Genomic DNA, 20,521 nt, shown 5'->3' on the forward strand with positions numbered 1-20,521 from the left:
ACGGAATCGGGAACGCGCCTATGGGCGGGCCGGGTTCAGAGCGGGGTGACGAGCCGTCCGGCGAGCGCTCCCCGGGTGTCGAAGACGGGGCGGCCGCAGCGGCTCAACGCCTGGGGGTCGTAGCAGGAGTGGGGTTGCAGGAGGACGACGAGGTCGGCGGTGCCGAGCGCCTCCTCCAGGTCGGTGGACCGGGGCAGTGGGGCGTCGCCCACGTGGAAGTGCTCCACGTACGGGTCGTGATAGCCGACCTGGACACCGGTCTCCAGCAGCCGGGCCGCGATGGCCCGGGCAGGTGTCTCGCGAGTGTCGGCCACGTCCGGTTTGTAGGTGACGCCGAGGAGCAGCACTCTGGCTCCCTCGGCCTTGACACCGTGGGTGTCGAGCAGTTCGAGCGCCCGCCCGGCGACATGTCCGGGCATGGCGTCGAGCACTTCCCGGGCGGCGGCGAGCAACCGGAAGGAGAAGCCCTGCCGTTCGGCCTCGACGGCGAGATAGCGGGGATCGACGGGGATGCAGTGGCCGCCCACGCCCGGCCCGGGGGTGAAGCGGCCGAAACCGAAGGGTTTTGTCCCGGCGCAGTGCAGTACGTCCCAGACATCGATCCCGGCACGGCGGCAGTAGAGCGCCACCTCGTCGATCAGGGCGATATTGACATAGCGGTAGGTATTTTCCAGAAGTTTGGCCATCTCGGCCTCGCGAACCCCTTTTGCGAGGACGAGGTTTCGAATGAAGCCAGAATAGAAAGCGACCGCACGTCTTGCGCATTCAGGAGTGTATCCGCCGACGATTTTCGGCGTGTTCTCCACTCCCCATTCAAGATTTCCGGGGTCAATGCGCTGGGGGGAGTAGGCGAGATGGAAATCCTGACCCGCGACAAGTCCGCTCCCCCTTTCCAGCAGTGGTTTGACGATGCCTTCCGTGGTGCCCGGATGGCTGGTGGACTCCAGGACCACGAGGGCTCCGGGAGCGAGGGCACGGCCCACTTCCGCGGTGGCCTCCTCGATAGCCGAGAGGTCCGGCCCGCCGTCCGAGGTGAGTCCCGTGGGCACGCAGATGACCACCGTGCGCGCGCCGCTCAGGACGCCGGGGTCGGTCGTGGAGTGAAAGCCGCGTTCCAGCATCTCCGCGACCTCGTCGTCCGCGACACCGCCGACATGTGAACGACCGGAGCCGAGACCGGATACGACTCGGTCGGAGACATCGAGTCCGACGGCCCGGATCCCGGAGGCGCAGGCGGCGCGGGCCAGCGGCAGCCCGACGTGTCCGAGCCCGACGACCACCAGCTCGGCCGGCCGGCCCCCCGGCCCCGGTAACGGCGTCTGCCGGGGCAGCCGCGCCGAGGAGGCCGCGGATACGGCCTGCGGCGAGTCACCCATCAGCCGGAGAAGCTGCCGCTGCCGGGCACGACATGGGCGCCGTGCCCCGGTTGCACGACCAGCCCGGGCGTCAGGCAGAGCGGGTCGCCGTACACGGTCACCGGGCGATCGCTCCGGTTCACCAGCACATGGGAATCGACCGGGAGTTTGTGACAGCCCCTGGGATTCTCGTACACGGTCACCGGAGAGACCTCGGTGCGGAAAACTGCGACGTCACCACCGCTCGCGGGAGCGGCATGAGCCGCCGGTACGAATACGGAAAGCGCACCCGCAGCGGCGAGTACGGTTGCGACCCCGAAGCGATGCAATTTCCAACCTCCTGTAGTGGCGCGCACGAAGAGTTCGTGGACACTGGATATTTTGGGGCTCGCAGAAGGCTTTCACGGCTGCCGCAGGGTGATATGCACACGTATGGGTGACGGAATCCGCCAGCGACATCGGGCGGGAACGGCAGCCGCTACGCTCCGCTCTTTTAAGGGCTGTCCCGTAATCCCTGGCGGGCGCGCGACGACAGCTGCGGCACCTCGCCGCGTTGTCGGAACGTCCGCATACATCCAGTATGCGGACGCCCCTCCGCCTTGCGATGCACCACATCTGACGCCGCGCGCTGGTCCGCCGCGGATTACGGGGCAGCCCTTAAGGTGTGTTTCGAAAGGGGCGTCGTCCGCCCGAAGGGCGGGGCCTGCGGTGTCCGGTGCGGTGCATCGCGAGGTGGAGGGTCGTCCTCGTACTGGTCTGGGTGTACGTGGACGATCCCGACAGCGCGGCGAGGTGCCGCAGCCGTCGTCGCACGCCCGCCATGGATTGCTCCCCAGGTCGTTACGGGACAGCCCTCAGGCGTCGCGGGCCGGACGGGACTTTCGAAACACGCCCTGGTTCGCTCGGGCGGGTTTGTCGCCCGGGCGTCGGCCGAAGTCCGCCCGCCGCTCTCGACAAGGAACCCCCGCATCCTTACAGTCACCGACTGTTACTTGTGGTGACAGCCCTTCGAGTGGGGAGGAAACGTCATGAAACGCCGGATCGCTTCCGTTCTGAGCGCCGCGGCGCTCGCGTTCGGAGTCCTGGGCGTCGGTGCGCCATCGGCCGGTGCCGTGCCCGGAGGCTGCTCCTACGCTTCGTCGACCTACCGCCCGACCCTGCAGTACGGCAACACGGGGGTGGGAGTGAAGCAGGCCCAGTGTCTGTCGAACGTCTGGGGCGGCGTGCCGAAGCTGTCCATCGACGGCACCTTCGGCAGCCAGACGCTCACCGAGATCAAGTGGATCCAGGGATGCCACGGCCTGACCAAGGACGGCCGGTGCTCTGCGCGGACGTCGACAGCGCCGCCGTCTCCAGCGGCTGACGCGCGTCGCAACAGGACCTGAAAGAGCCTTCAGAACGGCCCCCACGGGCGTCGTAAGGTTGGCCGGGGTCGTCGGCGACGGACCGCCAGGGACCTGATGGAGGACGCGTGCGCATAGCCATCACATCCGAGGACGGCGATTTTGGAGCCCTGCGCGAACTGCGCCGCTGGCTGTCCGAGGAGCCCGAACTCCGCGGACGGATCCGCGCGCACACGCCGGGGCCCCTGCGGCCCGACACCATGGGGCTGGAGGCCGACGCGCTGCTCGCGCTGCTGGCACCCGGTGGCGTGGCGGCGGTCTTCGCCGGAGCGCTCGTCGCCTGGGTGCAGACCCGCCGCGGCGATCAGACCATCACCCTCACCCGGCCCGACGGGACCACGGTCACCGTCTCCACCACCCGCCTCAAAGGGCTGAACGCGGAGCAGAACGCCCGGTTCGTGAGAGAGCTGGCCGCTTCCCTGGACACGCCCCCGAACACGATGTCCGCCCCCGCCCGGTCCCGGACCGCCGACGACGAACCGCCGGTTCCGCCCCATCTGCCATGACACCGGAAGCCGCCGGGACCAACGGCACCAACGGCACCAACGGGACCGATGACACCGCCGTGACCGTCGGCACCGCCGGGCTCGCCGTGTCCGGTTCCCACGCCGTCCTGATCGGCAGTCACAGCCACGTAGCCGGTTCCGAACTGCCCGATCTGCCCGCGGTCGCCACCACGCTCGACGACCTGGAGGCGGCCCTGCGGGACGTCTGCGGACTCGACCCCGAGCACGTCGTCCGGGTCCCCGCGGACGCCGACACCGAGGAGGTGATCGGCACGATCGAGCGCGTGGCGCGTCGTGCGACCGGCGCCGTGTTCCTCTGCTATGTCGGACACGGACTGCTGGGCCCCGGTGACGAGCTCTACCTCGCCACGCACGGCACCCGCTCCCCGGAACAGATCTCCCGCGCCGTGCCCTACCACACGGTGCAGGGCCTGCTGGGCGAGTGCGCGGGCGGCGGCATCGTCGTACTCGACTGCTGCTACTCCGGGCGGGCCGACGTCCCCTCCGGCAGCGGTGCCCCCGTCCACGACCCCTTCGTCTCCGCCAGGCCCGACGGAAGTCTGCTGCTCAGCGCCACCTCCCGCTACGACCTGTCGTTCGCCCCCGAAGGCCGACGCCACACCCTGTTCAGCGGACAACTGCTGCGGCTGCTGACCGAGGGCGACCCGGCCGGACCGCTCTGGCTGACGATGGACAGCCTCTACGCGACCCTTGCCCACGCGTTCGCGGAGGGACCGATCCGGCCACGCCGCCAGAGCGAGGGCTCGCTGGGCGCGCTGGTCATCGCCCGGAACCGGGCGTACCGCGAGGACGTCGGCACGACCGACGGCGAAGGGGTCCGACGGGACGAGCCGCCCGCCGACATCCCGTGTCCCTATCCCGGAACGGAGTCCTTCCGCACCGCCGACAGCCGCCACTACTTCGGACGCGAGGCACTCGTCCGACGGCTGCTGGACGCCGTGTGCGCCCCCGATCCGGGCCGTACGCCGTCCGTGACCGTGCTCATCGGCGCCTCCGGCGTGGGGAAGTCGTCCTTGTTACGGGCCGGGTTGCTCGCCGGGCTGGAACAACGCCACCTGTCCGCGGCCGACTCTTGCGACCTGCCGTGGCCGGCGCTGCTGCTGCCGGCGCCGGGTGCCCAACCCCTGTCGGCGCTTGCGGAGTTGTGGGCCCGAGCGACCGGGAGAACACAGGCGGACGTGCACCGGCGGCTCGTCGGGGGCGGCCGATTACCGGGGCCGCTGCCCGGCCGTACGCCCTGCCGGCTGCTCGTCGTCGACCAGTTCGAAGAAGTCTTCACCCGCTGCCCCGACCCCGCCGAACGCGCCCGGTTCATCGAGGTGCTCACCGCGGCCGACGAGGACGGGGGAGCGGAGGGCACGGCCACAACGCCTGGCGGGGGGAGCGCGGCAGCCGGCACGATGACAGCGACAGCGGACCCGGAAGCGCGGGACGCCCCCGGGCCGCGCGTCGTTCTGGGACTGCGGGCCGACCACTACGGCAGCTGCCTCGCCCATCCTCCGCTCGTACGCGTACTGGAACGGCGGCAGCTGACGGTTCCGCCGATGAGCCACGAGGGACTGAGGGCCGCGATCGAGGGACCGGCCCGCGTCGTGGGACTGGGGCTGGAGCAGGGCCTGACCGACCGGCTGCTCCAGGATCTGCGATGGGGTCATGTACGGCCCGAGGACACCACGGGCACTACGGCCGACGCGGACACCGCGGGCACTACGGCCGACGCGGACACCGCGGGCACCACCACCGTTCCCACGGGCGCCCCCGCCCCCACGGGCACTTCCGCCACGCCCTCTCGGGACGTGTCCGGACCCGATCTCGACATCGCCCTGCCGTTCCTCGCGCACGTGCTGCGCGAGACCTGGCGAAGACGCAGCGGTACGACCCTGACCCTGGCCGGATACCAGGCCACCGGCGGGATCTGGCACTCCATCAGCACGACGACCGAGCATCTCTTCCAGGACCTCGACCCGGCGGGGCGGGACGCCCTGCGCGAACTGCTGCTGCGCATGGTCCATGTGACCGCCGACGGCGGCGACACCCTCGTACGGCGGAAGGTCGCCCCCGACGCGCTGCTGGACGGACTCTCGCCGCAGCAACGCAGCATCGTGGCCACCATCCGGGACCGTCTCGCCGAGGCCCGGCTGATCACCGTCGACCAGGACGGCGCGCAACTCTCCCACGAATCACTGTTGCGGTCCTGGCCCCGGCTGCGGCACTGGATCGACGAGGACCGCAGCGGCCTGATCGTGCGTCAGCGGCTCTCCGAGGCCGCACGCGCCTGGGAGGCCGCGGGCCGCGACCCCGGATTCCACTACCGGGGCAGCCTCCTGGAGGCCGCGCGCGGACTGGTGCGCGAGGAACGGCTCAGACACCGCCGACTGCCCCGGCTCGACGAGGAGTTCCTGACCGCCAGCACCGAGGCCGACCGTGCCGAACAGGCCCGCGAAGCGCGCCGTACCCTGCGGCTGAAACAGGCGCTCGGCGCGGTCGCGGTCGCCCTCGTCCTGGCCCTCGTCGGCGGTGCGCTCGCCGTCCACCAGCAGGGTGTGGTGAAGGAGGAACGCAAGGCCGCCACGTACCGGGCCCTGGTCGCCGAAGCCACGGCCCGGCGCGCCGCCCAGCCCCGGCTCGCCCTCAAACTCGCCATGGCCGCCCACGCGTTGGACCCCACCGCCGAGACCCGGGCGGCGGTGTCGGACACCCTCGTCCAGAGCCGCCTGGCCGGCAGCTCCGCCCACGACGAACGGCAACCGCTGCTGAGCCCCGACGGCCGGCTCCAGGTGGGCGAGGCGGACGACGAACGGTTGGTGCTGCGCCGCATCGGGGACCGGGCCCGCAACACCCGTCTGACGGCCTTCGCCCCCTGCGAAGGAGCCCTGGGCGGATACTCCTTCGACCGCCGCGGCCGGACGCTCGCGGTGACCTGCGACAACGGCACGGTGACCCTGTGGGATGTCACCGTACCCGCGAAGCCGCGCCGCACGGGCTCGCTGAAGTCGCAGGGAGTGCGGGGCACACCGAGCGGGGCCGACTTCAGCCCCGACGGCACGATGCTGGCCGTCGGCTGGCACGCGCCGCAGGGCGAATCGCCGACGCGCGGCGCCCTCGTCCTGTGGAACATCCGGGATCACGCCGGGGCCGTCCCGATCACGGTGCGCAAGAACGTCTACGACAACAGCACGGTGCTCTTCGGCCCGGACGGCAGGACGCTCGTCAGCTCCACCGGCCTCGTGACCGCCCGCGACGAGGCCGTCAACCGGAACTCCGTCACCCACACGTCCGGCGCGACCCTCTGGGACGTCTCCCGCCCGACGGCCCCGCGCCCGCTGGCCCGGATCCCACGCATCTACGAGGAGGTCGCCCTCAGTGGGAGCGGCAGGTTCCTCGTCACCACGAACGACCGGACGGTGCAGGTCTGGGACCTGCGCACCCCCACGAGCCCCCGCAAGGCGGCGAGCTGGGCCGCCCACAAGGAGGACGTGAGCGCGCTCGCGATCAGCCCCGACGGCTACACCCTGGCCACGGGCAGCCTGGACGAGACCGTGGCGCTCTGGGACATGACGGACCCCGCGCACCCCGTCGAGTCCGCCCGGCTGTACGGCCACGCCTCCACCGTGGAGTCGCTGCGCTTCTCCGCCGACGGGCACCGGATCGTCTCCACCGACTGGAACGAGATCATCGAGTGGGACATCGACGGCGGCGCCCAGCCCCGCCCCGTCGCCACACTCGGCGCCGGAGCCGCCCTCACCTCCGTGGCCTTCACCCCGGACGGGCGGACGCTGGCCACCGCGGGCTACGACCAGACCGTCACCCTCTACGACGTGACATCCCCCGCACGCCCCCGGCACTCCGCCGCCGTGCCCACCCCCGGGTTCGTCACCGACATCGCGATCAGCCGGGACGGGCGGCTGCTCGCGGCGGGCGACCGGCTCGGCAACGTACGCGTCTGGGACATCCGTGACCGCACCCGCCCGCGGAAGGTCACCGAGTTCTCCCGCAACACCGACCCCATCACGTCCGTGGACTTCGGCCCGGGCGACCGGAGCGTGATCGTCAGCGGGGCGAAGACCTTCTTCTCGCCCGGCTGGGCCATGGTGTGGGACATCGGCGACCTGGCCCGTCCCCGCGCACTCGGCACGATCGCCGAGGGTATCTCCGCCATGGACGGCGTACGGTACGGCGCCGACGGGAAGCTGGTGACGCTGCCCGGGCTGCGCACGTACCTGTGGCCCGCCGACAGCTCCTACAAGGGGGTCGAACTCGTCGACAGCGACAGCGCATCGGCGTTCGCGCCCGACGGAAAGGCCCTGGTGACCGGTGGTCTGGACCACGACCTCATCCTCTGGGACATCACGGATCCGCGCCATCCCGAGAAGACGGCGGAGGTCTCCGACGACCGCGACGACATCGGCCGGTACGTCTACCACCCCGCCGGGAACCTGGTCGCCGGTCTCGCCCGGAACGAGGGCAGCGTCGTTTTCTGGAGCGTGGCCGACCGGACCCGCGTCCACACGGCCGCCGTACTGACTCGCCACAACCGGGAAGTGGACGACCTCGCGTTCCGCCCGGACGGCCGGTACGCCGCCACGGCGAGCGGGGGCGGCGAATCGCTGATCATCTGGGACCTCGGCCGCCTTCCCGGCATCGCGGCAGACCTCTTCGGCGCCGCCTGCGCCATGGCCGAGGGCGGGCTCACGGAGGAGGAGTGGAAGACCTACGTGCCGGGGCAGCCCTATCAGGACACCTGCGGCGGCCGTCCGGCCGGTCGGGGACCGTCTTCCGGCTGATCGTCCCAGGACGCGGCCCGGCTCGTGGAACTCGCCGCGACCGAGGGGGCCGCGAGCGGGTTCGCGTCGGACCTGACGCTCCGCTTCCGTGACTGGCACGTGCTCGACGAACGTCGGCAGCACTCCCGCCGCCGCTGGGCGGAGTTCTTCCGCGACGTCGACGGCCGCCGGGCTTCTGAACGCCGTCTCGGGCCGGCGGGTCTCCTGAGCGTCGTCACCGCGCCGTCGGCCCGCGGCGTGGCGGCCTGGCGCCGGTCATCGCCCAACGCGCGACGCGCCCGCCGATTCCCGCGACCGACTCGCGCAGTCGAAGGTCGCAGGAATCGGCCGTCGTCAGGCGCGGTGCCGGACTCCGTCGTGGATCGACGACATCAGCAGTCGGTGGGTCTCGCCGTCGGCGGCCACGACGAGTCCGCGCCCCGCCCCGCCGACCGGGGCGCCGTCGATCCCGGTGACCACACATCCGGCGGCCCGGCACAGGGCGATGCCGGCGGCGAAGTGGACGCTCTCGGAGAGATCCCCGCCGTCGGTCACGTAGGCGGCGCGCTTCCCGGCGGCGACCCAGGCCAGCGCCAGCGTCGTGGACACGACCCGGGGCCGGAACCGCTCCACGAACCCGGGCTCGGCCAGCAGGTCCACGGCCCGGAATCCGGGCGCGTTGGGGAACGGCGGGTCCAGATTGACGTCCACGAGCCGGGTGGCGGCCGTGGGCACCAGTCGCGTGTCCACACCGTCGCGCCGTACTTGGGCGGTTTTCCCGTCGGTGAGGAAGACCTCGCCGCCGAACGGGTCGGCCACCGCCGCCGCACCACCCCGCAGCGCCACGTTGACGGCCACCACCATGGTGCCGGCGGCGTAGTTCAGCGTGCCGCACAAGGGATCCACCAGCCACTGACGCGCGACATCGGACGCGCCCCGCCGCCCGCCCTCCTCCCCGAGCACCGCATCGTCCGGCCGGGCGGCACGGATGACGTCGAGGATCGCCTGTTCGGCCGCCACGTCGGCGGCCGTGGCGAAGTCCCCGCCGCCCTTGTCGATACGGGCGAGCCGTCGGCCGTACATGCCCCGCACCACGTCCGCGCCGGCCCGGGCGGCGGCCGCCGCGACCCCGCAATCGTCAAGGCCGGCATATGAGTTGACCATGTCACGCAGCATAGCGACGGCGATCCGGACCCCTGTCCGAGCCGGTCCGGATCCGGCCCGAGCCGGATTGGCTCCCCGCCCGGGCGCAGACTCGGAGCATTCCGCCCGCGGATACGCGGCCGGTGCCGTCGACCGCATCAGCAAGCCCTTCGATTCCTGGGCCCTGCGCGCCAAGGTCGCCGTGTTCACGTCCATCCACCTGGAACGCCGCGCCCAGCAGTGACCCGTCGCGCGTGGTCCGCCGCTGGGCGAGGACACCGGGTCCCTCTCAGTCTTCCTTCCCCGGTCGTTCGACGTCCCGTTCCGATGTCGGCTCCGGCGCTGTCCGCCGTCGGTTCCCGCGGGGCAGGCGGCGTGGCCGGTCGCGGATCTGCGGGGGCGGTGCCGTACGCGTCCGCCGGGCCTCGTCGGTGACGCAGAACAGGCAACGGGGTCCGCCGTGCGCCGCGGGGTCGAGCGGGGCCCCGGGGTGCCGGGGACAGCGGGAGACCGTGCGGGGGCGGGACAGTTCGCGGGCGATGATGAACGCTCCGTGCACCAGATCGGCCGTGAGCGCGAGGTCCTGTGCCGAGGAGCGGTAGTGCAGTTCGAAGACGACCTCGTTGATCTGCCGCATTCGAGCGAGCAGGGCCTCGTGGGTGTAGGGCGGTGGCGGGATCTCGTACCGGTTCACCGCGGTCGCCGTTCCGCTCCGGGCCCTGGGGTCGCCCGCGCGGCGGTTGGTGTTGCACAACAGGCACGGCCCCCACCCCTCGGGCGGTGCCGGATCCACCGGCCCGTTCGGGTGGGTCGAGCAGTTCGTCGTGTTCCGTGACGGGGCGAGGTTTTGGGCGGTGACGAACAGTTTGTACAGGGAGTCGGCGATCGCCTCGTACTCGGTGGGGTCTCCGCGTCCGGGGATGGTACGGATGCGGTCGTCCGTGCTCGGGAGTCTGGAGCGCAGTTCGCCGAGGAGGAAGGGCAGTTTCGTCGGGATGCGGTACGCGGAGTGCTGCGGAGTGTCCACGGCGGCAGACGACCGCAGCAGGCCGGTACCGCACCAGCGGGGGCCGGGGCGCGTCACCCGCAGGAGGGGCACGTTCAACCCTTCCAGGGGTTTCGCCCGCCGGTGTTGACGCCTTCTCAGACCGCGACCGCGCAGTTGACGGAGCTGTTGGCGCCCAGGACGCTGACGATGCCCGTCGTGAGGTCGCCGGTGAAGCGCGTGAGGACACCCGCCGGGCGATTGGCGAACAGGAGCGGGCCGAGGACGGGGACGACCTCCATGCCGTACGGCTCGTCCACACCGTCGGAGACCACCGCCAGCCCGCACGTCCGCGCCTCCACGAAGTCCTGCACCACGCTGGTGCCCGCCTCGGCGGCCTCGGCCACCGAGGCCTCCCACACGCCCTGGCCCGTGTCACGGCCGATGACGACCTGCTTCCCGCTCATGCCGATGCCCGCCTTCAGCACCAGCGACTCGCGGTGGTCCACCGCGTACCGCACCAGGTCCACCTCGCGCCCGCCCCTCGTCGTCCGCCGGTCCGAGAGGATCCTGGTCCACGGCAGATAGGTGTCCACCAGGGCGCACTCGGCCGCGCTCATCCACGGCCGGCCCTCCGACAGCATCCCCAGGGTCAGCTTGCTGGACAGGAAGGTGGAGGTCTGGGTGCCCACCAGCAGACAGCCGTGGTCCAGCGCCTCCTGCACGGGGGCGGTGTCGATGCCGAGTTCCGCCCAGTCCGGGATCGTGAAGTCCCGCAGCCCCACCGGATGACGCAGATGCGGTGGACAGTCCCACGCCTCGTGCAGGTCCTCGGGCTCGAAGAACCGCGCCATGAGCCCGTGGCTGTTGAAATGGGCGACCTGGAGGTCGAAGTACCGTGTGGAGCCGCCCTGGTCGCGGGCGCTGCCCAGAACGGCCACCCGCGGCGCCACCCCCAGCTCCGCGCACAGCGTTCGGAACATCTCGGTACGCACGGAGTAAGGGTCGTGGGAGGCGAACGGAAGGCGGCCGCCGGCGTCGGTGTGGAGCGTCGGGCGACCGCAGTAATCGGAAATAAGAACCCAAGCCGGAAGACGATTCCGAAACACCTGCGGACACAATGCTCCTGTCGGCGTGAAAGAGGCCGTCCTGGGAAACCGTGAAGATCCCGCCCGGAGAACGGGAAATTCAGTCCCGGCACATCAAGGAAATTGAAAGATCCCGCACATGGCTGCTTCGACCCCGCGCCCCCTGGCCCGCCGTAGCGACCAGCCGATACTAGGATGAGCCCTACCCGGTGTCAACGCCCTTGATCTTCCCATGATTTGAGAGATTTGGGTGCCGAGCGATTTCCCCGTCCCGAATTCTCCCGAAATTCTTCCGATCGGTTGTGGGTGGGCGCGGCAAGAGACGGATATTGATCTTCCCCATACGATGGCTGCCGACCGCGTATGAACGCCGACCGCGTACGTGACGGGGAAGGCAGTCGGAGGGGCAGGAATTCGTGACCGAATCGATTCAGGAGGCAGCCGTGGCCGAGCGGACGTCCGGGAACCAGGAGGAACCGCCGACCCCGGAAGGCACCGAGGACGACCGGGCCGCCGAGGCCGTGAAGCTCCGGAAGAACGGTCTGGAGCCGCAGGTGAGCGACGAACTCGCCGCGAACATGGCCCAGGGCTGGGCCGACACCGAACGGCACGACCTGGAGCCCGTCCCGCAGGCCGCGCACACCGCCCGCCGCCGCGCCGCCCTCTCCTCCCGTTTCCCCGGCGAGCGCCTGGTGATCCCCGCGGGCAACCTGAAGGTCCGCGCCAACGACACGTACTACCGCTTCCGGCCCTCGTCCGACTACGCCTACCTGACCGGCGACCAGACCGAGAACGGCGTGCTGGTCCTGGAACCCCGCACGGACGGCGGCCACGAGGCGACCGCCTATCTGCTGCCCCGCTCGGACCGGGAGAGCGGTGAGTTCTGGCTGTCGGACCGAGGGGAACTGTGGGACGGCCGGCGCAACAGCCTCACCGAGAACGAGCAGCTCCTCGGCCTGCCCTGCGCGGACGTCCGCACACTGCCGGAGCGGCTGAAGGAGGCCACCGGACCCGTCCGGTTACTGCGCGGCCACGACACCGGCGTCGAGGCCGCCCTGACCGACAAGGTGACGGCCGAGCGGGACGAGGGGCTCCGGGTCCTCCTCTCCGAGATGCGCCGGGTCAAGGACGACTTCGAGATCGCCGACCTGCGCTTCGCCTGCGAGGCCACCGCCCGCGGCTTCGAGGACGTCGTGAAGGTCCTCGACAAGGCGGAGGCCACGAGCGAGCGCTACATCGAGGGAACGTTCTTCCTGCGCGCCCGCGTCGAGGGCAACGACGTCGGCTACGCCTCGATCTGCGCGTCCGGCGCACACGCCACCACCATCCACTGGGTACGCAACGACGGCCGGGTCCGCTCCGGCGACCTGCTGCTGCTCGACGCCGGGGTGGAGACGCGCAACCTCTACACCGCCGACATCACCCGCACCCTCCCGGTCGGCGGCAGGTTCACGCCGCTCCAGCGGAAGATCTACGACGCGGTGTACGAGGCCCAGACGGCGGGTATCGCCGCCGTCGGTCCCGGAGCCGCCTACCGCGACTTCCACGACGCCGCCCAGCGCGTACTCGCCGAGCACCTGGTCGCCTGGGGCCTGCTCGGCGACCTGTCCGTGGACAAGGTCCTCGAACTCGGCCTCCAGCGCCGCTGGACGATGCACGGCACCGGCCACATGCTCGGCATCGACGTCCACGACTGCGCCGCCGCCCGCACCGAGCTGTACGTCAACGGCACGCTGGAGCCCGGCATCGTGCTCACCGTCGAGCCCGGCCTCTACTTCCAGGCCGACGACCTGACCGTCCCCGAGGAGTACCGGGGCATCGGCGTCCGCATCGAGGACGACATCCTCGTCACCGAGGACGGCAACGAGAACCTCTCCGCCGCCCTGCCCCGGCAGGCGGACGAGGTCGAGGCATGGATGGCCCGCCTCCTGGCCTGACCCCCTGGACCCGGGATCCCCTCGCCCCGGCCCCGTATCCCCGGAGCGAGGGCCGGGGCGCGGGCCGGGGCACCCGACGTGCCGGACCGCGCCGCAGCCCCCTCGGTCCGGTGTGGGACCCGGGCGATGTTCCGGCCGTCGACGGTGACGGCCAGGACCCCGGGGCGAGGCGGCCGCCGCCGCAGGCCGGGCAGGGCGCCTCGCGCATGGAGCCGGCGAAGCGGTCCCTGGCCGGTGCCGGTCTCCCTCCCCTCGGCGCGGCGGCGCTCGATGTGAGGGATGACGCCCTCGTAGTGGGTGGTGCAGGAGCGTTCGCGCCCCAGGCGGTTGCGGTGCGTGACGCGGAGGCGTCGGCCCGAACCGAGTAGGACAGTGCCGTCGGTCAGCGGTGGCGCAGTGCGGTGAGTGTCGCGGCGAGATCGGTCGCACGGGGACGGTTGTGCGGCAACTTGGCCAACAGGACGGCCATGCCACAGGTGTTGGTGAGCGCGGAGAAGACGAGGCCGCCCGCGATGCCTGCCGAGAGAAGCTGGAAGGCCGGGTGCACCAGCAGGCCGAGGAGCAGGCCCAGAAGCACCACCGTCCCTGCGGTGAGGCGCACTTGGCGCTCCATGCTCCACTTGGCGCGGGTGTCGCAGGCGACGGGCCGTTGCAGGTCGTGCCCTGCGGCGGCCCACGCGCTGGTGCCGCCGGAGAGGGTGGCCGCCGGGATGCCCTGCTCGGCCAGGAGCTCGCAGGCGCCCGCCGAACGGGCGCCGGAAGCGCACACCACGAGAACGTCGCCGCGCTCCGTCGCACGCCGGATCTCGGACAGCGCGCGCCGGATCTGGTCCAGGGGGATGTTGAGCGAGCCGGGCAGGTGGCCGGAGACGTACTCGCCGGGGGTGCGGACGTCGATGACGGTGAGCTCGTGCAGCCGGGCGTGGGCCTGGTCGGCGTCGAGAGCGATGGGGGTGTTCATGGCAGATGTGTTCCTTGATGGTCGCCGCCGCCCCGGACCGGGACGCGCGGTACCCCTGGGGGTATTTTTCAGTGTTTTGCGGGAACGGGGGCAGTCGATTCCGTCATCGTCGGCGGGAATCCCGCTCGGACGGCCGGACCCCCGGGGGGCAGGCGGTCATCACACCACCGCGTCCACCAGCATGAAGCCGGCCACTGCCAGCAGGACCAGGGCGAACACCCGTTGAAGAGTGTGCCCGGACAGCTTCGCCGACAGGCGTCTGCCGTCCCAGGCACCCAGGATCGCCGCGCCGGTGAACGGTGCTATGACGGCCCAGTCCAGGCCGTCGGCCGTACCGGCGCGCATCGCCAGGGCGGCCAGGGAGTTGACGGTGATGACGAGCAGGCTGGTGCCCACGGCCGCCCGCATCCGCATGCCGAGGACGTTCACCAGCGCGGGGACGGCGAGGAAGCCGCCGCCCACGCCGAGCACACCGGTGACCGCGCCGAGTCCGGCGCCGGCGGCCGCCGCCCGGCCCGGCCGTGCACCGGTGGCGCCTTCCGGGGACGGGCGAGATCTGAACATGTGTACCGCGGCGGCGGCCGCGATCACGGCGAACGCCGCGGTCAGCACGGCCTCCGGCAGGCGCCCGGCGAGTGCGCCGCCCAGCATGGCCGGGCCGATCCCGGCCGCCGCGAAGAGCAGCCCGGTGCGCCAGCGGACGTTTCCGTCACGGGCGTGGGCGGACAGGGCGGTGGCGGAGGTGACGGCGACGATGACCAGGCTGGCCGTGGTCGCCGCGACGGGAGTGAAGCCGAGCAGGTAGATCAGGGCGGGGACGGCCAGGACGCTGCCGCCGCCCCCGAGCGCTCCGAGTGCCAGGCCGATGACGGCCCCGGAGACCAGGGCGAGTATCACCGCGCTCACACGAAGGTCCCGTTCCCGCTCTGCGAGCCCAAGCCCTGCGAGTTCAAGCCCTGCGAGTGCACGCTCGGCGGCTCGCCCACGTCCTGCGAGTCCCCGCCCGGCGATCCGTCCTCGACCGGGAGCCCCGTCACGACCGGGAGGCCCGCCTCGGCCCATTCCCGCATGCCGCCGATGACGTCGACGGCCTCGACGCCGCGGGCCCGGAGCAGTTCGACGGCCTGCCGGGAGCGAATTCCCGACCGGCAGATCACGACGACCGGTCGCGCCCTCCCCTCGGTGGGCAGCGCGGCACCGGCGGTCAGCATCGCGAGGGGCAGGTGCACGGCGCCGGGGGCGTGGCCGGCCTGCCACTCGTGGGGTTCGCGTACGTCGAGCAGTACGCAGGTTCCGCAGACTCCGGAGGCCGCGGTGGGTCCGGCCGCTCGCGCGTGCCCGGTGCGTGCGGCGGCCTCCTGCGCGGTCACCCGTTCCGGGCCGCTCCGGTCGCGTCCGAAGGGGCTCATCGTGGTTCTCGCTCCTGTTCGTTCTCTGGGGTGCGTTGATCTCTGGGGTGCGTTGATCGTCTGGGCGTGTTGATCCGCGACGGCCGTCGTCAGCGCGTGCGGATCGTGAGCCCGGCGTGCTCGGCAGCGTCGAAGGGGTCGTCGACGGCGACGACGTCCCGGCCCGCGGCGTCGAGCAGGGAGGCGGCGATGGCGGCGCGCATGCCTCCGGCGCAGTGGACCCACACCTGTCCCGCGGGGATCTCGTGGAGGCGGCGGTGCAGGAGGTGGACGGGGATGTGGACCGAGCCCGCCACGTGGCCGGCCGCCCGTTCGGAATCCCGGCGGACGTCCAGTACGACGATGCCGTCCCGGGGGTGCTCCGCGAGATCGGCGAACGTGGCCCGCGGGAAGGAGGCGGGGGCCTCGCCCTGCCGCACCCAGCGCGACGGTTCTCCGGTGGCCGCGGCGGCCGGGCGGCCGATGCCGACCCGCACCAGTTCGCGCTGGGCGGTGGCGAGCTGCTCGGCGGACTCGGCGAGCAGGGTCACCGGCTTGCCCCACGGGATCAGCCAGGCCAGGTAGGTGGCGAGCTGCCCCTCGGCCTCGAAGTTGAACGAACCGGCGACATGGCCTTCGGCGAACGCGACCCGGTTGCGCAGATCCACCACCCACTCACCGGCGGCGAGCCGGGCGGCGATCTCGTCGGCGTCCGCCAGGGCGGGCGGGGTCAGGTCGACCGGGTCGGGGCCCGCGGCGTTGGCCGGTCCCATGTGGGCGTAGTACGCGGGGATGTCGTCCAGACCGGCCAGCAGATCGGCGACGAAGGTCTCCACGTCACGGGTGAGCGCCTCGTTCGACGCCTTCTCCTTGCCGATCGTGGTGGACTCGCCCGCCGCCTGTCGTGACGAACAGAAGCTGCCGAAGCCGTGGGTCGGCAGCACCGCCGCGTCGTCCGGCAGCTCGTCCGCCAGGCGGTGCGCGGAGGCGTGCTGCGCCCGGGCGAGGTGCTCCGTCAGCCGCGGCTCGACCAGGTCGGGCCTGCCCACGGTGCCGATCAGCAGTGAACCGCCGGTGAACACCATGACGGCCTTGCCGTTCTCCTCGAGCACGTACGAGGTGTGGTGCGGGGTGTGGCCGGGCGTCGCCAGCGCGCGCAGCGCCAGGCCGGCCACGGCGTCGATCTCGCTGCGGTCGCCGTCGTGCACGGGCACACGGTCGTAGGAGACGCGGGCCCCGGCGGGGACGAGGTAGGCCGCGCCCGTGAGCCGGGCCAGCTCCAGACCGCCGGTGACATAGTCGTTGTGGAGGTGCGTCTCGACGACGTGGGATATCCGCACCCCGCGCCGCGCGGCCGCCGCGATCACCTGGTCGATGTCACGGGGCGGGTCGACCACCACGGCCGTCCGCTCGCCGCCCGCCAGATAGCTGCGGTTGCCGAGCCCTGCCACCTCGATCGTGTCGACGAAGAACATGGGCACTCCCTTCCAGTGATTGCATTTACCCCCGGGGGTATATGTCGACGATAGCACAATACCCCCCGGGGTATTTTTTTGGCGTGGGGCGAGCCCTGCGCGAGCGGGGGAGGCACGTGAGCCGCGCCTACCTCCCAGGGCCCGACCGGCAAACCGGCAGCGCAAAGAAGGGCCTGAAGCCCGCCGTGCGCATGCAACTGGATTGAACCCACTGCGCGAACCGCAGGAAGACCCGCCCCATCCTGTCGCGCATGGGGCGGGTCTTCACTTTCCGCTCAGGCGTAACCGTCGTACGGAGCCGGACGGGGCCGCCCTGGCCATGTGTCTCCGATCGATGCGGTCCACCCGTCACGGGACAGGCGGCTTCGGTCCGGCCACCGGCCCACTCTCACATCCCTGGGCGGGGCCAGCCGCCGAACGCCGTTTGGCCCCGCCCCGGCGATCCGCCTGCTTTCCGGTCAGAGGTCAATAGGTAACCCCTGATCTGATCTTCTTGCGAATGCCCCTTCAGGCAGTCCCGTCCCGGAGGTCGACGTCAAGTCATCACCAGACCCCGCGCTGTCCGGTTTCCATCAATATGGAAAAGGATCGACGGCAGAACGTGAATACCCGGCCGTCCGTGTACTGCTTCTCGCGTCGCAGTACACGGACAGCCGCGCACCCTCACCCGTTGAGGAACTCCGCACACCGGTACGGCCCCAGCACGGCGCTTCCGGACGGCCGTACGGTGACCTCCACGTCATCGGTCCTGACCCGCGGAGCGAGCACGGACTGGGCGCTCGCCAGCGTGCACACCAGTTGCCCCGTGCCCTGGTCGCGCCCCGTCCCCGCGTAGGCACCGTCGAGACGCAACGTCACTCGGGCCCCCTTGCCGGTCGCCGTGAAGCCGGGCAGCTCGACGAACGAGGTGAGACCGTCGGCCCGGCCGCCGGGCGGCGGCCCCAGGAGAAGCAGTTTCACCACCGTGTTGAGGTCCTTGATCTCCTTGTCGCCCACGGGCACCGCGCGCAGTCCGCCGGCGGTCGCGAAGTACAGCCGTGCCCCGTGCGTCAGCCCGGACGCGGGCTCGCCCGCGCCCACCACCCCGGTCGGCTGGACGCCGCAGCCGGTGAGGACGATTCCCAGCGCGACGGCCAGACCCGTGAACCGGCTCCTCATTCCGCTTCCCCTTCCGCGCGTCGCAGAGGCAGCCGCAGTGTGAACACCGCGCCGCGCCGCGGTCCGTCGGCCGCAACAGCCGCGTCAGCCGCATGAGTCACGCCGACCGCATCAGCCGCATCGGACCCGTCGGGCATGCCCGCTGCATCGGCCACATCGGCAACGGCGGCCACGTCGATCGTGCCGCCGTGCAGCCGTGCGTTCTCCAGCGCGATCGCCGTACCGAGGCCGCTGCCCTGTCCGTCGGCGGCCGCGCCGCGCGTACGGGCCGCGTCCGCCTTGTAGAACCGGTCGAAGACCCGCTCCCGGGCCCCCGGCGGCAGCCCGGGGCCGTGGTCGGCGACCTCCAGCGTTACCCACTCCCCGCTCTCCCCGTCCGCCGCCCGGGCCGTCCCGAGGGTCACGGTGACCGGAGGGGCCCCGTGCCGCAGCGCGTTGCCCACCAGGTTCGCGACGATCACGTCGACGCGGCGCCGGTCGACCACCGCCCGCAGCCCTTCGGGGAGGCGCGTCTCCACCCGGTCCGTCCAGCCGCGCAGCGCCAGCGACGCCCGCACGGTGTCGGCCAGATCCGTCTCGGACGCGTTCAGCCGTACCGCCCCGGCGTCGAAGCGGGAGATCTCCATCAGGTCCTCGACCAGCCGGGACAGCCGTGCCGTCTCCGCGCCCACGGTGCGGGCCGCCCGCGCGGCGTCCGGCGGCAGTTGGTCGGCGTCCTCCTCCAGGACGGTCGCCACCATCGTCATCGCCGCGAGGGGCGTGCGCAGTTCGTGCGACACGTCCGCCACAAAGCGGCGTGCCTTCGCCTCCTGCTCGCGCAGTTCCGCGTCGGAGGTCTGGAGCGCGTCGGCGGTCTCGTTGAACGTCCGTGCCAGGTCGGCGAGTTCGTCGTGCCCGGTGACGGCCACCCGGCTGCCGAGGTCTCCGGCCGCGAGCTCCCGAGTGGCCCGGCCCAGCTTCCGTACCGGGCGAAGGACCGTCCCCGCGGCCAGCAGGGCCAGGACCGCGGCCAGCAGCACCACCGGCACGGTGCCCGCCCGTACGGAGTCCAGCAGAGCGGCGGTGTCGTCGCGTTCGGCCCGCAGATCCGTGATCGCGTAGACCTCCAGGCCCGAGGTGCCGCGGTCCCCGTCGGCGTACGTCACGGGCATGCCCACGACCAGGTAGGGCTCGCCCCGCCACATCACCCGCTGGAACCGGGCACCGTCCCCGGTCATGACGGCGGCGCGCAGTTCGACCGTGATCCGTTCCTTCGTGGCGGCGAGCGTGTCGGAGACCGCGACGAGGTCCTGGTAGCGGGCGACCACGATGCGGGCGCCGAGACCGTCGGAGACCTTCGCCGCGAACCGGGACAGTGACTCCTGGTCGGGCGGCAGGTCGAAGTCGGCGGCGACCGCGGTGGCCCGATCCCGGAGGTCGTCCACGGCGGTGTCCTGGGTGCGCCGGAGGACGGCGGTGCGGGCGTCCCGGTAGGCGAGGGTGGTCGCGGTCAGCGCGCTGACGAGGGCGACGAGGACGAACGTGACGACGAGCCGGGTGCGCAGCCCGCCGACGAGCCGCCACGTGCGTCGAGCCGAGGTGGCACGGCGCTGGTCCTCGTGCCCCCCGACCGTACGGTTCACAGGGGCCCGAAGCGGTAGCCGAAGCCCCGCACCGTCTGTATGTACCGGGGCTTGGCCGGCACTTCCTCGATCTTGGCCCGTAGTCTGCCGACCGCCGCGTCCACCAGCCGGGAGTCGCCCAGGAAGCTGTGGTCCCAGACGGATTCGAGAAGCTGCTCGCGGCTGAGGACCCGGCCGGGGGAGGCCGACAGCTCCAGCAGCAGCCGCAGTTCGGTGGGCGGGAGCGGGACGGGGGTGCCGTTTCTGGTGACGGTCAGTCCGGCGCGGTCGATCGTCAGTCCGGCGAGATCGGCGTCCTGCCCCTGCCATGCCGACGGTTCCGCACGCCGCAGCGCGGCCCGGATACGGGCCTGCAGTACGGGCGCGGTGACGGGCTTGACGACGTAGTCGTCGGCGCCGGCCTCCAGCCCGGTCACGATGTCCTCGTCGTCGCCGCGCGCGGTCAGCATGATGACCGGCAGGGTCGCCGAGCGGGCCCGGATGCGGCGGCACACCTCGAAGCCGTCCATGCCCGGCAGCATCAGGTCCACGACGGCCAGTTCGACCCGCGCGCCCTGTTCCCCGGCCAGCAGGGCGAGCGCCTGTTCGCCGGTGGCGGCGGTGTCCACGCCGTACCCGTGCCGGCGCAGCACGAGCTCCATTCCGTCCCGTACGGACACGTCGTCCTCGATGAGCAGCACATGCGGCATGGGACCGATTATGAGCACCTCAGGACC

General features: G+C 71.8%; 15 protein-coding genes and 2 pseudogenes. 5 read left to right on the forward strand and 12 right to left on the reverse strand.

Going from position 1 to position 20,521, the window contains the following annotated elements; translation table 11 throughout:
• Positions 1 to 35: 35 nt before the first annotated feature.
• Together ACFYXM_RS12285 and ACFYXM_RS12290 are read right to left on the reverse strand one after the other, a co-directional pair.
• The gene (locus ACFYXM_RS12285) at positions 36 to 1,376 is read right to left on the reverse strand and encodes a nucleotide sugar dehydrogenase (RefSeq protein ID WP_389288942.1); all 1,341 of its coding nucleotides are present in this window, start codon (positions 1,374 to 1,376) and stop codon (positions 36 to 38) included.
• Positions 1,376 to 1,498, reverse strand: coding sequence for a hypothetical protein (locus tag ACFYXM_RS12290; protein ID WP_274535418.1), 123 nt, complete (start codon positions 1,496 to 1,498; stop codon positions 1,376 to 1,378). The genes ACFYXM_RS12285 and ACFYXM_RS12290 overlap by 1 nt, the downstream gene beginning before the upstream one ends.
• 885 nt (positions 1,499 to 2,383) lie before the next feature.
• Here ACFYXM_RS12290 and ACFYXM_RS12295 point away from each other — a divergent pair.
• The 3 genes from ACFYXM_RS12295 to ACFYXM_RS12305 all read left to right on the forward strand — a co-directional run bounded on the left by ACFYXM_RS12295 (position 2,384) and on the right by ACFYXM_RS12305 (position 8,069).
• The gene (locus tag ACFYXM_RS12295) at positions 2,384 to 2,740 is read left to right on the forward strand and encodes a peptidoglycan-binding protein (RefSeq protein ID WP_389288943.1); all 357 of its coding nucleotides are present in this window, start codon (positions 2,384 to 2,386) and stop codon (positions 2,738 to 2,740) included.
• Between the two features lie 86 nt (positions 2,741 to 2,826).
• Positions 2,827 to 3,264: a hypothetical protein gene (locus ACFYXM_RS12300; protein WP_389288944.1), complete on the forward strand. Its 438-nt coding sequence runs from the start codon at positions 2,827 to 2,829 to the stop codon at positions 3,262 to 3,264.
• The gene (locus tag ACFYXM_RS12305) at positions 3,261 to 8,069 is read left to right on the forward strand and encodes a hypothetical protein (RefSeq protein ID WP_389288945.1); all 4,809 of its coding nucleotides are present in this window, start codon (positions 3,261 to 3,263) and stop codon (positions 8,067 to 8,069) included. The genes ACFYXM_RS12300 and ACFYXM_RS12305 overlap by 4 nt, the downstream gene beginning before the upstream one ends.
• Positions 8,070 to 8,402: 333 nt before the next feature.
• Here ACFYXM_RS12305 and ACFYXM_RS12310 read toward each other — a convergent pair whose 3' ends face one another.
• Positions 8,403 to 9,212: an inositol monophosphatase family protein gene (locus ACFYXM_RS12310; protein WP_389288946.1), complete on the reverse strand. Its 810-nt coding sequence runs from the start codon at positions 9,210 to 9,212 to the stop codon at positions 8,403 to 8,405.
• An 82-nt stretch (positions 9,213 to 9,294) separates the two neighbouring features.
• Here ACFYXM_RS12310 and ACFYXM_RS12315 point away from each other — a divergent pair.
• Positions 9,295 to 9,435, forward strand: a pseudogene (locus ACFYXM_RS12315) (response regulator); the annotation flags it as partial.
• Between the two features lie 45 nt (positions 9,436 to 9,480).
• On the opposite strand, the gene ACFYXM_RS12320 reads toward ACFYXM_RS12315, so the two are convergent.
• Together ACFYXM_RS12320 and ACFYXM_RS12325 are read right to left on the reverse strand one after the other, a co-directional pair.
• Positions 9,481 to 10,218: a hypothetical protein gene (locus tag ACFYXM_RS12320; protein ID WP_389288947.1), complete on the reverse strand. Its 738-nt coding sequence runs from the start codon at positions 10,216 to 10,218 to the stop codon at positions 9,481 to 9,483.
• Between the two features lie 116 nt (positions 10,219 to 10,334).
• Positions 10,335 to 11,171, reverse strand: coding sequence for a hypothetical protein (locus tag ACFYXM_RS12325; RefSeq protein ID WP_389288948.1), 837 nt, complete (start codon positions 11,169 to 11,171; stop codon positions 10,335 to 10,337).
• A gap of 536 nt (positions 11,172 to 11,707) precedes the next feature.
• Here ACFYXM_RS12325 and ACFYXM_RS12330 point away from each other — a divergent pair.
• Positions 11,708 to 13,201 carry an aminopeptidase P family protein gene (locus ACFYXM_RS12330; RefSeq protein WP_389289101.1) on the forward strand — a complete coding sequence of 498 codons (1,494 nt, stop codon included), beginning with the start codon at positions 11,708 to 11,710 and terminating at the stop codon, positions 13,199 to 13,201.
• 382 nt (positions 13,202 to 13,583) lie between these two features.
• Here the strand turns inward: ACFYXM_RS12330 and ACFYXM_RS12335 are convergent, their stop codons facing one another.
• The 7 genes and pseudogenes from ACFYXM_RS12335 to ACFYXM_RS12365 form a co-directional block, all read right to left on the reverse strand.
• Complete coding sequence (locus ACFYXM_RS12335) at positions 13,584 to 14,162, reverse strand: rhodanese-like domain-containing protein (RefSeq protein ID WP_389288949.1); 579 nt, start codon at positions 14,160 to 14,162, stop codon at positions 13,584 to 13,586.
• A 159-nt stretch (positions 14,163 to 14,321) separates the two neighbouring features.
• Positions 14,322 to 15,068 carry a sulfite exporter TauE/SafE family protein gene (locus ACFYXM_RS12340; RefSeq protein ID WP_389288950.1) on the reverse strand — a complete coding sequence of 249 codons (747 nt, stop codon included), beginning with the start codon at positions 15,066 to 15,068 and terminating at the stop codon, positions 14,322 to 14,324.
• 128 nt (positions 15,069 to 15,196) lie between these two features.
• A pseudogene (locus tag ACFYXM_RS12345) lies at positions 15,197 to 15,571 on the reverse strand (rhodanese-like domain-containing protein); the annotation flags it as partial.
• Positions 15,572 to 15,660: 89 nt separating this feature from the next.
• Positions 15,661 to 17,025, reverse strand: coding sequence for a rhodanese-like domain-containing protein (locus ACFYXM_RS12350; protein ID WP_389288951.1), 1,365 nt, complete (start codon positions 17,023 to 17,025; stop codon positions 15,661 to 15,663).
• A gap of 663 nt (positions 17,026 to 17,688) precedes the next feature.
• Complete coding sequence (locus tag ACFYXM_RS12355; protein WP_389288952.1) at positions 17,689 to 18,183, reverse strand: hypothetical protein; 495 nt, start codon at positions 18,181 to 18,183, stop codon at positions 17,689 to 17,691.
• Positions 18,180 to 19,805: an ATP-binding protein gene (locus ACFYXM_RS12360; RefSeq protein WP_389288953.1), complete on the reverse strand. Its 1,626-nt coding sequence runs from the start codon at positions 19,803 to 19,805 to the stop codon at positions 18,180 to 18,182. The genes ACFYXM_RS12355 and ACFYXM_RS12360 overlap by 4 nt, the downstream gene beginning before the upstream one ends.
• The gene (locus ACFYXM_RS12365) at positions 19,802 to 20,494 is read right to left on the reverse strand and encodes a response regulator transcription factor (protein WP_389288954.1); all 693 of its coding nucleotides are present in this window, start codon (positions 20,492 to 20,494) and stop codon (positions 19,802 to 19,804) included. Before ACFYXM_RS12365 ends, ACFYXM_RS12360 begins: the two co-directional genes overlap by 4 nt.
• Between the last annotated feature and the right edge of the window lie 27 nt (positions 20,495 to 20,521).

It is taken from the genome of Streptomyces sp. NPDC002476, from assembly GCF_042889785.1.
Classification (GTDB): domain Bacteria; phylum Actinomycetota; class Actinomycetes; order Streptomycetales; family Streptomycetaceae; genus Streptomyces.

Excerpts from the sequence above, each read along its gene's own strand:
- ACFYXM_RS12295 (WP_389288943.1), top strand. The coding sequence starts at position 2,384 with ATGAAACGCCGGATCGCTTCCGTTCTGAGCGCCGCGGCGCTCGCGTTC.
- ACFYXM_RS12355 (WP_389288952.1), bottom strand. The coding sequence starts at position 18,183 with ATGAGGAGCCGGTTCACGGGTCTGGCCGTCGCGCTGGGAATCGTCCTC.
- ACFYXM_RS12365 (WP_389288954.1), bottom strand. The coding sequence starts at position 20,494 with ATGCCGCATGTGCTGCTCATCGAGGACGACGTGTCCGTACGGGACGGA.
- ACFYXM_RS12305 (WP_389288945.1), top strand. The coding sequence starts at position 3,261 with ATGACACCGGAAGCCGCCGGGACCAACGGCACCAACGGCACCAACGGG.
- ACFYXM_RS12335 (WP_389288949.1), bottom strand. The coding sequence starts at position 14,162 with ATGAACACCCCCATCGCTCTCGACGCCGACCAGGCCCACGCCCGGCTG.
- ACFYXM_RS12285 (WP_389288942.1), bottom strand. The coding sequence starts at position 1,376 with ATGGGTGACTCGCCGCAGGCCGTATCCGCGGCCTCCTCGGCGCGGCTG.
- ACFYXM_RS12310 (WP_389288946.1), bottom strand. The coding sequence starts at position 9,212 with ATGGTCAACTCATATGCCGGCCTTGACGATTGCGGGGTCGCGGCGGCC.
- ACFYXM_RS12350 (WP_389288951.1), bottom strand. The coding sequence starts at position 17,025 with ATGTTCTTCGTCGACACGATCGAGGTGGCAGGGCTCGGCAACCGCAGC.